Origin of the sequence: Alteromonas sp. KUL106 (genome assembly GCF_009811415.1) — a bacterium.
In the GTDB taxonomy this organism is placed as follows: domain Bacteria; phylum Pseudomonadota; class Gammaproteobacteria; order Enterobacterales; family Alteromonadaceae; genus Alteromonas.
This window is the reverse complement of sequence record NZ_BLIG01000029.1, coordinates 65,804-78,727: the sequence shown is the minus strand read 5'-3', so window position 1 is coordinate 78,727 and position 12,924 is coordinate 65,804. Positions and strand designations below refer to the sequence as shown.

Sequence of the window (12,924 nt, the reverse complement as noted above, 5' to 3'; positions counted from 1 at the left end):
AAGAAACCCGCCTTACGGCGGGTTTTTTGTTGTCTGCTATAAAGAAAATAACGAAATAAATGCCATGGCTCCACCATATTTAACGCTTAAAAATGGTATGCGTAGGATACGTTGAGAAAATCTAAGCCTGGATTATTGTTATTGAACCCACCATTAGAAAAATGCATATAGCGCAAGGCTACGTGCTGTTTTTTATCAAGTTCCATAAAGAAACCAATGCGATCTTCAAACTGATAATTCGAACCAATGTCTTTACCTGCCACTTCCTGATCACCAATATAACTTGCACCAATACCTGCTTCTAAATATATCGGGTATTTATTGTTTAGTGTTGTTATCTGTTTCATGAAAACGGGAGTTATCGATGCCGCATAACTTGTACTGTGTGAATCATTTTTTCCATATTCCCAGACCACTGCGCTTATTTCCCAATATAGTTTTATATCACCAAACCAATCGGTGACTAGCGTTTGTTCTAACGGTCGATAAGCAAGACGCATTCCGTCGATTCCATCGAACCCATGCATGTAGTCAACGCTCACTGTTTGACGCGCTTGCGCGGTGAAAGTCACTGTAAAAGCGATAAGAAAAGAAAGTGATAAAAATGAGGTTTGTTTCATAGCTGCTCCTTGATCTGATAATCAACAAGCAAAATCGCTTCCAATTGATAAAGTGAGATATATCAGTAAGTTAAGGTTTTATATTTTTTATTTTATCTACGCTTTATGCGTTATTTACTGTCATCATGGAATTATTACAACGATGACCAAAGATCGTTTGTTTCAAGTCCTTGTTCTTTCATTAACCGCTGGGTTAATTGCTGAGTTTCTTCAATACCGTATTTATCTTTTATCTCATCGAGGGCTTTAGAATTGGAAAGTATAAACGCATTGACCTCTTTAATGATGTCAGGGTGTTGCACTGTTGAGATAGAAAAGGAAACCATGTTGTGCGGGAGGGTTAGATCAGCAGTCAACTGGTCGATATTGGGGTATCGACGAAGAATGCGGTGCGCTGCATTGTATTCTACATCCATGGCATCAGCTTCCTCTTTATTTAAAAGTGACAACCCTTCGTAAACACTCTTTACGCCAACTATATTTACCGTATTTTCGCTGATTTGTTTCTTCCATTTAGCAGGTGTGAAACCATCGGGAATGATGAGCTTCTTCACCTCAGTCATCCCTCTACCTTGGTTTTTCGATTTAACTAACGTAACGGCAAACGTGTCCACCAAGGGAAGAGAATAGACTTTATCAAGGCTATGAGTTAACGGCTCGCTCCATCTAGGGTTATCAGGAAAAACGAAATCAACGTTACCTTTCTTTAATTCAATTTGAAGGCGTTTGATCGGCATGCTTAAGTAAATAAACTGATGTCCACTCTGTCTAGAAAATGCCTCTAGTATGGCCCATCCCACACCTTTTTCATGTTGAGAGGAAAAATCATAATAAGGAGAGTACTCAATATCTTGAGCGCCCACGATGTAGGTGTCAGCCTGAATAGTCGAAGCAAAAAGTGAAAAAAAGAATATTATCGGTGCAATCTGGATAATACGGCGCATATCATTTCCAAACCTCTTCAATTTTCAGTCCTTGTTCATTTAAAAGCTGCTGAGTGAGTTGCTCTAAAGGTAATATGCCGTACTTCGATTTAATACTATCAATTAATTCAGGGTTTGAGGATATAAAACTATTAAGTTCAGCAATAACATCTTGCTGGTAAAGGGTAGATAGAGAGAAGGGTATTTCATTATGTGGAAGCGTTAAATCTAAGGTAAATGCATCTTGCTCGAAGGAAAACGAAGAATAGTGCTGACTTACGAAGTACTCTAAATCTAAAGCGTCCACGCGGTTTTGATACAAAAGGGATAGCCCCTGTGAAATACTACTCACCCACGTAATTTTAGTGCTTTGATCATTTATTCGCATTTGCCAATTAACGGGTGTAAAACCCAAAGGCATAGCGAGATGTTTTATAGCGCCAATTCCTTTTCCTGCTTTTTCTTTTTTAACTATGGTCCCAGTTACGGCATAGGTAAGAGGAGAAGAAAAAAATTTATCTTTTGATGTGGTAATACTGTTATACCATCCGCTGTTGTCAGGATAAACAAAGTCTACGTTACCCTTAACCAGTTCAAGCTGAAGCCTTCGTATTGGTAAACTCACGTAAATAAATTCATGCCCCGAAGCCTTTGAAAAGGCTTCCAGAATCGACCAAGCTACACCTTTGTCAACCTTCGAGGCAAAATCATAATGAGGAAAGTATGCTAAATTTTGTGCCCCAACAATATACTTTTCAGCAGAGACATTAATGCTTAATAAATAGCTACAGAAAAGTACAATCCATCGCATCACGTAAACTCCAATATGACAACAACACTTTATAAAACGCAATAAACTGATTCACTACAATGCATAAGACAATGCACAAGGCGTTAAACAGAATAGAGCATTGAGTGTAGAGGTTAAGGCATCATTAAGTGGGAGTAAAACGTTTATACCAGTCCACATAGATAATTACCCTCTCAGCGAGACTTAAAATGTTTATAATCGCGGCGTGTTACTGCAGTTATTGGCTCTACATCAAGGTGACATTACAAAGAGTACGGACATGTTAAACTTGCCAGCGCCTTCTGAGTGGGCAAGTATCTATGCGGATGGGTATTAGTGAAAATCTCGCGAATTAAGTGATATTTTTTCTAACCAAGGCGTACGGTCAATAAGCTTACCTGCGATAATATGTATCACGCCTTCTTTAGAATGCTCAATAATGCCATTCACTTGTAAGAGCTTTGCTTTTAAAAAGGTTTGTTGTTGAGCGCGTGCTGTGGATTGCCATACAACGACGTTCATATTGCCAAGATCATCTTCCAAGGTAAGAAACGTGACTCCTGCCGCTGTACCAGGGGCTTGGCGACCCGTAACGGCGCCAAGCACTTTGACTACCGATTTATTTTTCTTAGCAACAAGCGTATTAGACCAACTGATATCTTTGAGTTGATGCTGTCGCCGTAGTATTGAAATGGGGTGGTTATTAACAGACAGTCCTGTCGATGCATAATCTTCAAGTAGATTCTCAGCATCTGAGGGCGCAGCTTGTAAGGTACCGTTTCTTTCATCGGTACATTTATCCTCAGTGTCGAACAGCGGTAAGCGCGTTTGAGTATCCATTATTCGCCAGCGCGTTTCATAGCGATTGCCTGAAATAGCGCGCAGTGCATCAGCACTGGCAAGGGCTTCTAACTCGTTACTTTTAAGCGATAGCCGGCGCAGTTGCTCTACACTCGCATACCCCCCGTCAGGACGGTGCTCTACAACTTGCTGAGACGATGCTTCACTCAGTCCTTTAATAAGCTTGAGGCCTAATTGTATGTACTTTTTCTGGTTTGCTATAACCAAGGTATGCTCAGTATCAGACTTGTTCACACAGGGAGCTTCTACGTGAATATCATGGCGTTTTGCATCTTGTACTAGCTGTGATGGCGTATAAAACCCCATTGGCCAGCTGTTTAATAACGCCACATAAAATTCAACGGGGAAGTAAAATTTTAGCCAGCAGGACACGTAAGCTAATACTGCGAAAGAAGCGGAATGCGACTCTGGAAAACCATACCCTGCAAACCCTTTAATCTGTTCAAATAAATTGTGTGCGAATGTATTGTCATAGCCTTTATCTGTCATACCTTTAATTAATTTGTCTCTAAATTCGAAAATTCGCCCGTCTTTTTTCCAACTCGCCATAGCTCGGCGAAGTTGGTCTGCTTCACCGCCACTAAAGCCTGCTGCAACCATAGCAAGTTGAATAACCTGCTCTTGAAAAATAGGTACGCCCATCGTACGCGATAGCACCTTTTCGACGTCTTTTGAGGGATATTCAACGGTTTCATTACCGTGACGGCGTATTAAGTAAGGGTGCACCATATCCCCCTGAATAGGACCTGGCCGGACAATCGCAATTTGTACAACTAAGTCATAATATCGGCGGGGTTTAAGCCTGGGTAGCATTGACATTTGTGCCCTCGACTCTATTTGAAACACCCCGACGGTATCGGCGCGACAAATCATATCGAAAACCTGTTTGTCATCACCTAGTTTAGTGATGAACGGAATGCTTGTTTCAACCGGGTACTGTTTATTAATTAGGGTGAATGCACGGCGAATGGCGCTTAACATACCCAACGCCAACACATCGACTTTTAATAGGCCTAGTGTTTCTATATCGTCTTTATCCCACTGAATTATAGTGCGGGCTTCCATTGCTGCGTTTTCCACAGGGACTAAGTCATATAGCGGCCCTGCACTTATTACAAAGCCGCCAACATGCTGTGATAAATGCCTTGGTGTGCCCATTAGGGCTTCTGTTAAGCTAATAAGCTGTTGTACCCGTTTCTCCTGTGGATTTAAACCAAGGTTGGCCAGTTGGGATTTCCACGGTATAACGCTATCTCGGCGGTTTATTTGTTTAACAATAAAGTCGAGTTGAGATTCGCTAAAACCTAGCGCTTTTCCCACGTCTTTAAATGCTGACTTAAATCGGTAACAGATCACTGTCGCTGCGATAGCGGTTCTTTCCCTACCATACTTTTTATAAATATATTGAATAATCTCTTCACGACGTTGATGCTCAAAATCTACATCGATGTCTGGCGGTTCGTTACGTTCTTTAGAGATAAAGCGCTCGAAGAGTACGCTAATTTGTCTAGGATCAACGGCTGTGATTTCTAAACAATAGCAGACTACAGAGTTCGCCGCAGAGCCTCGGCCTTGGTATAAAATACGTTGCTGTTTGGCAAACTGAACAATGTCGTAAATTGTCAGAAAGAAATACTCATACTCTTGCTCGCCAATCAGTTTGAGCTCTTTTTCAATCGTCTGCCTGATTTCTGGTGTGATGCCCTCTGGAAAGCGAATTTTAATTCCTTCTTCTACACGCTCTCGTAAATAAGATGCAGGTGTATAGCCCTTTGGGACAAGTTCGGCTGGATACTGATAGCGCAATTCCTCTAAGGAAAAGGTAAATACCTGACTAAGAAGATGGGTATTTGCCACCCATTTTTCAGGGTATAACTTCTTAATTTTGTGTTTGGTACGCAAGCTACGCTCTGCGTTACTTAACGCATTTCTTCCTATTTTATCTACACTGGTATGATGTTTAGTCGCGTGCAAAATATGCTGTAGTGGTAGCCTGTCAGCGTGATGCATTAATACCCCGGTACACGCAATAACGGGAAAAGAGTAGGTAGATTGCAGATGGTTGTAATGTGCAAATCTATGGTGATCACGGCCATCTAATAAGCGCTGCGCGCCTATGTAAGTGTCTATATTAGGGTGTTTTAGCAGCCATTCTGCCCAATGTTTATCTTGAGTTTCTTTCCCGCTAGGTAACCAAATAAATTTACAGTGTCGAATAGTACGCAAATCCCATTCGGCCAGTTGATACTCGCCTTTTTCTGAGCGACGCCTAGCGTTTGTGATGATACGGCAGAGTTCACTATAGGCAGCCTTGTCCGGGCACAGCAACACAAAGGATAAGGTTTTATCAAAGACAAAGTAACTACCTACAATAAGCTTGATAGGCAATTTTTGGTGAGAGATTTCATCGAATGCGCGCACTATGCCAGCAACTGAGCACTCATCGGTAATAGCAAGAGCGTCGTAGCCAAGAAAAGAAGCGGTAGTGACTAGCTCTGCAGGTGAAGAGGCTCCGCAAAGAAAGCTATAGTTGCTTTGGCAAAATAGTTCGCTGTACTTCATGGAATCGTGGTTATCCTAATCACACAGGCCTAACAAAAAAGACCATGTACCCACCATTGTTTTTTTTCATCTTTAAAGACCAATAACCTCACGCTTTGAGGCGTCTGTGCGATGAAATAATCCCGTTGGTTAGTGCGGTCACGCCACCATTCACTATGTAATCTTACGGGCCCAAAACAAATTTGTGTGGGTTGGGTAAGTGGCTTGGGACTATCAAATGTAAAAGTAGGAGCAGTATCGCTGCAATAAGTGTATTCAGACCCGCTTGACTCGTTTACCGTCATATATTCAAACTGATGACTATTGCCTGCTCGAGGTTGAAACGTGCTGTTATCGCCTAGCTTAGCGTTTAAGCGACCAATTAATTGCTTCTGTGCAACATCATTGAATCTGTCACTAAAAAAATCACCATTGTGCGTATCTACTGCTTCAAACTCTTGGCACTTAAGTTCAACGGCTGTTGCGGGTTCAGGCAAGACAAGGTTTTCAATTTTAAGAGTAAATAACGGCAACCAGCTCTTAACGGAAGACTGGGGAAGAGCGGAATGAATTGCAATATTTATGGGCGATGCTTCTCTAAAATGAATGTGTACACTCACGCTTGATGTGTATAAATTTCTAGCTCGTAAATAATAGGCCAAATGCTCAAATTGCTGGGTCACAAAAGGCGTTAAGTGCTGAATGTTTTCTACATCAAAAGGTAATAGCAAAAAGTTATCGAAGCGCTCTAGCGGCCTAAATAGCGTGACGCGAGGAAATGTCTCTCCTCTAAGTGCAGTAAGGTACACGATAGTGTTGTTGTCGAAGCGTCGCCCTAGTTCTTGGACAGGCATGGCGAGTAACTGCTGCACACGAGTAACCCCCACTCTTGCTAGCGACTCTATAACGTTAGGCGCTAATGCGGTAAGAGAAAGAGGGCATGTATTCAGCGCCTTTTTTATATCATCGAGTGCGTGTAAATAAGAGTCATGTTTTCGAAGGGCAAGTACCTTTGCTGCCTCTATTGTCCATGCACAACCAAAATGGTAGCGAACGTCAGACTCCGACAAAGCCTGTGTGAGGGTTTTCCACAGGGGGGCATGCCCGCCATAATAATGGACTAAATTATCTAGTCTTACTGCCAGCCCGCCTGAATAGGCATGGCTATCTAACACAATGTCTGAAGCCAGAGGATACAGCCGGTGTGCTAACTGAGTCAGTATTTGCCTTTCGCTTTCTGCATTAAAAGGTAAGATATGTATATAAGGGCATAGCGCAGCCGCTTGCGCTAAACCGTGCCCAATATCAATACCTTCCTTCTTAGCAACATCATTGCACTGAATAATTTTATTCACTTTGCTGCAGTAGACGGCAATCGGTGCACTTGAAGTCAACCATGAGCTTGTGTTGGCAGTATCGATACTAGACTCTGGATAATGGACAGCCTTGTGTTTAGCCGCATAGTTATGACTATCTAAAGTAAGTTGATAGCAGTAAATATAAGCCCATAGCATGGTCAGCTCACAGAATGTAGCGCCTGATCAGAAAGCGTATTGTGCGCCATCGCCCACTTAATAGCGTTATTATCAGGTGTCCATTTATGTAAAATAACAATGTTATCTTTAGGCCATCCGTGACGCTGTTTACGTATATTCACCGATAAAGAGTGTGGGTTCCCTTGCAGACAAAGATCTAAAGTAATCGGTAGCGCATCGCTACTATGGGCTTGAGAGCTGCCCTGTAGATTGTTTCGTTGTTTGCTTGACGATGATAATGACTGTTGTAGCGGAGTATAAAGCAAGCAAAGCGCATCATTATGCGTTGCGGCTACTTGTAAACGTCGCGCTTCCTTCTGGTTTATAGTATTACTCCACAATAAAACACAATGACAGGCTGTGCTTTTTAAGCATTGTTCTGCCGCCCACAGCGATTCTTGCTGTACCTGCGTTTTCACTACGAGTACTTGTTCTGCCTTCAGACCTAAATTTTCCAACCAAGGTGACTGTAAATGCCCTGGAGGGTTAATAAATACAACGAGTTTATGGGTGCGGTGATGGCATATTACGTCTTTAAACAATGAGAGTTCACCAACGCCAGTAAGAGAAGCGACACGGACTAAACCAGTAGAAGCAACGCCACCGTTAAGCGCTTCATCTAATCGCGGGAAACCTAAAGAATACTTTGCTTCACTTTGCTTTTGCTCTCTGGCCCGCCAAATATGAGGGTGGTTGTTAAGTACAGATAATGTCTTATTCATGGCACTCAAAATGAACTGTATTTATGTACAGTATTATAGTGCAGCAATAAACCATTTCAAGACAAAAGGATCAAGCCCTTTGGTTTTAAATGCTAACTTACTGATTAGTTTAAAAAGGTAGAAGATTAAAATTTTAAGAGAAAGGAAAATGTAAAAAGACGGAAGCTTGCCAGACCTTCCTAAGAGGCGAGATTAACATGTCCGTATTCTTTATTGTGTCACCTTGATGTAGAGCCTCTATACCTGCGGTAACACGCCGCGATTACGCGCATTTTAAATCTTGCTGAGTGGGTAAGCATCTATGTGGACTTATTAAGGCCAGCGACTCTTTACCGTACGGTAAAGAGTCGCTGACCTTAATACTTAAATGACGCAGTAGTTCTGCTGATCAATAAACCGGATTAACTTTCTTGTAATTGCGCTTTTGATGAGGCGGTACTAGTGGTATTCACTGGTGCAGTAACGGTTTGGCAAAAAGCGATAAAGCCGTCGGCGGTATTTTTTGACCATACCATACGCGCATTGCTAGGCAATGTTTTGACTATGTTGCGAATGTCTTCAAGTGTTACATCTTCATTTAGTAATGCCTTATTTAAAGATTCTTCAAGTGACATTCCTTTTTCACAGCATTCCTTTTTCACAGCAGGCCATGACAATAGTCGAAAAATTCCGCATCAGCGGATGAAGTATTTGATATTGCGATTGCTCAATAAGACGACTTTTGTAATCACTCTCAATGCGCGAAGTAAAGTTCTTTTCTAATGCGTCTGTTACAAGAACAAGGTTGCGATAAGCATAAGTGACTTTGCTGCTAGTTTGCTTGTTTGAGTGACGTAATAATGCCAATTCCTTTTGCAAGTTCTGGGTTCGCAGTACCAAGTAGATTAAAAAAAGAATAAGTAACCCAATAACACCAAATGCAACAAACATCTTTATTTAGCCTTTTGTTCTTTTATAAATGTATTGATGTGTTGTTCTAGAATAAATAGTGGCACAGAGCCATTTTCTAAAACGGCGCGGTGGAATTTACGCACGTCAAAACGTTGTCCAAGCGCATTTTCCGCTTTTTCACGTAGCGCTTTAATTTTAATTTCCCCAATTTTGTAAGAAAGTGCCTGCGCTGGCCATGAAATATAGCGATCGATTTCAGTATTTACGTTGTGCTCAGAAAGCGCAGTATTTTCCATCATATAATCCACGGCTTGCTGACGACTCCAGCCCATCGTATGCATACCGGTATCAACCACTAATCGACATGCGCGCCACATTTCATAACTTAAGCGACCGAAGTTGTCGTAAGGCGTCTCATAAATACCCGCTTCGATACCTAAAAACTCAGAGTACAAACCCCAACCTTCACCAAAGGCTGAGATATAAGTATTACGACGTACCATAGGTAAGTCTTCAAGCTCTGCTGCCAATGATATTTGAAGATGGTGACCAGGCACCGCCTCGTGTAGGGTTAATGCTGGTAATGCATATAAAGGGCGCTTATCGAGGGCATAGGTGTTTACCCAGTAATATCCGGGCTGGTCATCACGGCTAGGATGGATGTAACGGCCCGTTGTATATTTGGGAGCAATAGCATCGGGCACAGGCGCTACACCATAGGGCGTTCTTGGCAAATACTCAAAAAGAGAAGGGAGCTTTGCATCCATCTTTTTGGCAATAAACGACGCTTCTTTTAATAAATCCTCAGCGCTGGTGGCGTAAAACTGCGGGTCTTCCCGTAAAAATGTGATGAAGTCGTTAATGTCGCCATTAAAGTCAAGTTCATCCACAATTTGCTGCATTTGCGCTCGAATACGTTTAACTTCAGACAGACCTAAATCATGGATTTCCTGCGGGGTCATATCGGTCGTCGTATAATGTTTGGCTCTATTAGCGTAATACGCGACGCCATCAGGCCAGTTATTCGCGGCAATATCTTCTCGGGCATTAGGAATATATTCGTTTACCATGAAGTCATAGAACATTTGATACGCAGGCAGCACGCTGCTGTTTATGGCTGCTTTGCCTTGCTCCGTTAACGCTGATTTTTGCTCGGCAGTAAAGTACTCAGGAAAACGGGTAAACGGAGAGTAAAAGCCACTGTCCTCGGCCTTATCGACAATGTATGAAGCTACCGAATTCTCAAACCCTTTAAGCACTATTTTAGGTTGTGTATAGCCCTCTTTTAGCGCCTGCTTCATGTACGTAACTTGCTGATCAAAATAAGGCTTTAGCGCATTGAGACGGCTAATGTAGGCTTGATAATCTTCTACGCGCTTAAAGGTTGATAAATTGGGAAGCGAAGCCATTGCACCGTGAAAGCCATATTCTGAATTAATCGGCACTAAGTGCGTGCGATAGGTGTATTCATCGACATAATTGGCAAGACGATATTTCTGCATCAGTAGAGCAATAAAAGCATCGTTAGAGATATCTTCTTTTTTATACTGACTTAAGGCTTTTTGAAAATCGCGCCACTTTTCATTTTGCGATTTAAGTGCGTCTGGAGAAATATCCGGTAATACGTGAGCAAGTGAAGCGTCACCTTCGCGAGAAGCTAGAAGCGGGGAAACTGAAAGCTCGTATTGCCAAATGTCATCAAGAAGCTGATACAAGCTTTCATCGTTAAGGTCTTTTGCAGATAAGCTAACGCTGCAGATAGATAATAATACGGCTAAAACATAGCGATACATAAGGGTCTCCGGCAACCTTCACCGGTACGGCCCGGCGGTCACTCTTTCGTTGGTGTATATATTGGACTTGGGAATGTGGTTACTTTATCAGATTTAGTGTCTAGTTTAGTAATTTTGGCCGAACCTTTTTTATTTACGGAGTCAATGCGCAAAACGTTGTGCATAGGAATATAAGTTTTTGTTACTTCAAAAAATTCGGCTTTCAGCCTTTCATGGCTAGGGTCTACAACAACACTCGTGTGAGTGTCCCACACAAAGTCGCCTATCTCTATAAAGCCAAATAAAGCGCCCTGCACAAGGGTTTTCACATATAGCTCATAGCGTTCGCCATTGCTGATAAATTGAACGCGGTAAAGAATGTCGTCTTTTGACATAGATGCTGCTCTTCAAAAAAAGATAAAAACACCCGGAAACTGAGCCGGTATTTGATGAACAATTTTACCTTGCTCGTAAAATGCGAGCAACGGTAGGAAACGCATGGTAAACGCAAGCAGTTTAATGGTATTTCGCCTATTAACTGCGTTACCATGATGCACACTCAGTTATATGGTGAAATTAAAATGATAAAAAAACTCCTTATAGGTAGTGCGATGACAGCAATAACCTTTGCTGCGACTGCCCACAATCACGCATCGACAGACAATGCTTTTAACCCTGATACCCAGCGCATTAAATCACACCTGTTTTTCTTAGCAGACGATTTGCTTGAAGGTCGTGATACCGGCTCTCGTGGTCATGAAATTGCGGCGCTATATATCGCCACCGAATTTGCTAAATATGGTTTACAGCCAGCGGGCACTGATGGCTACATGCAAAATGTAGCGTTTCGCAAAGCGAATCTGGTTCAAGAGTCGCCTAAGTTTACTTTTACCCAAAACGGCGAGACCATCGACTTTGATTACCCGAAAGAGTACTTAGCTAGCCCGAGCTTGCTCAGCACGGAGGCCAATGTAAAAGGTGAAATGGTATTCGTAGGCTACGGTATTGTGGCTGACGAGTTATCACACAACGATTACAAAGACCTGGATGTAAAAGGTAAAATCGTTGTAGCGCTTGCCGGTAAACCAAGCGACTTTCCATCAGAAGAGGGCGCTCATTTTGCGTCTGGCTATCAAAAGCAAAAGTATGCAGTAGACAATGGCGCTATTGGCATGATCACTATTACCACGCCTAAGAACGAAAAAGTGCGCCCTTATCAAAGCCGTTTGAATTACATTCATACGCCGCGTATGGCGTGGTTAGACGACAGCGGTGAACCTGCAAACAGCTTTTCTGAGCTTAAAGGTGGCGCTTACATGAGTGAAGGTGCTGCGCGTAAGCTTTTTGAAGGCGCAGAAAAGAGCCTTGACGATATCTATGCACAGCTTGAAGCAGACAAAGTACCGCAAGGTTTTCCATTAAATGGCGTGGTAGACATCAGTAAGACAAGTGTCCACGACACGATTACAAGTCCAAATGTTGTGGGCATACTTGAAGGTTCAGACCCAGAGCTTAAAAACGAATACGTGGTTTTCTCTGCTCACTCTGATCACATCGGCTTTGCCAAAACGGTGAAAAAAGACAACATTAACAATGGTGCAATGGACAACGCGTCTGGCACGTCAGTGATGTTAGAAACTGCACGCCTGTTTAGCGAAATGAAAGAAAAGCCAAAGCGCTCAATTCTGTTCGTGTCGGTAACCGGTGAAGAGAAAGGCCTATTAGGTGCAGACTATTTTGCTCGTAATCCGACGGTACCGGTTACTTCAATGGTGGCGAACGTGAACCTGGATATGCCAATTTTGACCTACGAGTTTGCCGACGTTATTGCGTTTGGCGCAAACCACAGTGATTTGCAAGAATCCGTGGAAAAAGCCGCAGCCAATGCTGATATTGAACTAAGCCCGGATCCTTGGCCAGAACAAGCACTTTTCACACGCTCAGATCACTATGCGTTCGTGAAACAAGGCGTGCCTTCGGTGTTTATGGTGCCAGGTCTTAAGTCAAAAGATCCTAATGTAGATGGCAGCAAGGTGTTCGGTCAGTTCTTGTCTACGCACTACCACAAGCCTAGCGATGATATTAATCAGCCATTTAACTGGAATGCCGCAGAAACTTTCACGAAAGTGAACGCGCAAATTGGTTGGACGCTGGCAAATCAAAAGGACAAGCCTAAGTGGAACGACGGTGACTTCTTTGGGAATACGTTCAGCAAGTAAAACGTAGATATTGAATCTTTACGTCGGCCCTCATTATAGAGGGCCGACGT

General features: G+C 42.6%; 11 protein-coding genes. 1 reads left to right on the top strand and 10 read right to left on the bottom strand.

Annotated elements, in window-relative coordinates:
* Positions 1-86: 86 nt before the first annotated feature.
* From GVO63_RS11545 to GVO63_RS11505, 10 genes are all read right to left on the bottom strand, one after another.
* On the bottom strand, positions 87-620 hold the full coding sequence (locus GVO63_RS11545; RefSeq protein ID WP_159579996.1) for an acyloxyacyl hydrolase: 534 nt from the start codon (positions 618-620) through the stop codon (positions 87-89).
* 134 nt (positions 621-754) lie between these two features.
* Positions 755-1,585, bottom strand: a complete 831-nt coding sequence (locus GVO63_RS11540) for a hypothetical protein (protein ID WP_159579994.1) — start codon at positions 1,583-1,585, stop codon at positions 755-757.
* Entirely contained in the window at positions 1,566-2,354 is a 789-nt protein-coding gene (locus GVO63_RS11535; RefSeq protein ID WP_159580004.1) for a hypothetical protein, read from the bottom strand. Before GVO63_RS11535 ends, GVO63_RS11540 begins: the two co-directional genes overlap by 20 nt.
* A gap of 312 nt (positions 2,355-2,666) precedes the next feature.
* On the bottom strand, positions 2,667-5,756 hold the full coding sequence (locus GVO63_RS11530; protein WP_159579992.1) for an error-prone DNA polymerase: 3,090 nt from the start codon (positions 5,754-5,756) through the stop codon (positions 2,667-2,669).
* 29 nt (positions 5,757-5,785) lie between these two features.
* The gene (locus GVO63_RS11525; protein ID WP_159579990.1) at positions 5,786-7,249 is read right to left on the bottom strand and encodes a DNA polymerase Y family protein; all 1,464 of its coding nucleotides are present in this window, start codon (positions 7,247-7,249) and stop codon (positions 5,786-5,788) included.
* Positions 7,250-7,251: 2 nt separating this feature from the next.
* Complete coding sequence (locus GVO63_RS11520) at positions 7,252-7,992, bottom strand: recombinase RecA (RefSeq protein WP_159579988.1); 741 nt, start codon at positions 7,990-7,992, stop codon at positions 7,252-7,254.
* Between the two features lie 401 nt (positions 7,993-8,393).
* The gene (locus tag GVO63_RS19620; RefSeq protein ID WP_236552131.1) at positions 8,394-8,606 is read right to left on the bottom strand and encodes a hypothetical protein; all 213 of its coding nucleotides are present in this window, start codon (positions 8,604-8,606) and stop codon (positions 8,394-8,396) included.
* 7 nt (positions 8,607-8,613) lie between these two features.
* On the bottom strand, positions 8,614-8,922 hold the full coding sequence (locus GVO63_RS19615; protein ID WP_236552130.1) for a hypothetical protein: 309 nt from the start codon (positions 8,920-8,922) through the stop codon (positions 8,614-8,616).
* A 2-nt stretch (positions 8,923-8,924) separates the two neighbouring features.
* Positions 8,925-10,676: a DUF885 family protein gene (locus GVO63_RS11510; protein ID WP_159579986.1), complete on the bottom strand. Its 1,752-nt coding sequence runs from the start codon at positions 10,674-10,676 to the stop codon at positions 8,925-8,927.
* Positions 10,677-10,714: 38 nt separating this feature from the next.
* Positions 10,715-11,050 (bottom strand): DUF1820 family protein, encoded by a 336-nt coding sequence (locus GVO63_RS11505; RefSeq protein ID WP_159579984.1) that lies wholly within the window; start codon positions 11,048-11,050, stop codon positions 10,715-10,717.
* 186 nt (positions 11,051-11,236) lie between these two features.
* On the opposite strand from GVO63_RS11505, the gene GVO63_RS11500 reads away from it, so the two are divergent.
* Positions 11,237-12,874, top strand: a complete 1,638-nt coding sequence (locus GVO63_RS11500) for a M28 family metallopeptidase (protein WP_159579982.1) — start codon at positions 11,237-11,239, stop codon at positions 12,872-12,874.
* Positions 12,875-12,924 lie beyond the last annotated feature (50 nt).

Bases quoted from the DNA above. Each gene is read 5' to 3' on its own strand.
- GVO63_RS11545 (WP_159579996.1), bottom strand. From the start codon at position 620: ATGAAACAAACCTCATTTTTATCACTTTCTTTTCTTATCGCTTTTACA.
- GVO63_RS11535 (WP_159580004.1), bottom strand. From the start codon at position 2,354: ATGCGATGGATTGTACTTTTCTGTAGCTATTTATTAAGCATTAATGTC.
- GVO63_RS11530 (WP_159579992.1), bottom strand. From the start codon at position 5,756: ATGAAGTACAGCGAACTATTTTGCCAAAGCAACTATAGCTTTCTTTGC.
- GVO63_RS11525 (WP_159579990.1), bottom strand. From the start codon at position 7,249: ATGCTATGGGCTTATATTTACTGCTATCAACTTACTTTAGATAGTCAT.
- GVO63_RS11520 (WP_159579988.1), bottom strand. From the start codon at position 7,992: ATGAATAAGACATTATCTGTACTTAACAACCACCCTCATATTTGGCGG.
- GVO63_RS19620 (WP_236552131.1), bottom strand. From the start codon at position 8,606: ATGTCACTTGAAGAATCTTTAAATAAGGCATTACTAAATGAAGATGTA.
- GVO63_RS19615 (WP_236552130.1), bottom strand. From the start codon at position 8,922: ATGTTTGTTGCATTTGGTGTTATTGGGTTACTTATTCTTTTTTTAATC.
- GVO63_RS11510 (WP_159579986.1), bottom strand. From the start codon at position 10,676: ATGTATCGCTATGTTTTAGCCGTATTATTATCTATCTGCAGCGTTAGC.
- GVO63_RS11505 (WP_159579984.1), bottom strand. From the start codon at position 11,050: ATGTCAAAAGACGACATTCTTTACCGCGTTCAATTTATCAGCAATGGC.
- GVO63_RS11500 (WP_159579982.1), top strand. From the start codon at position 11,237: ATGATAAAAAAACTCCTTATAGGTAGTGCGATGACAGCAATAACCTTT.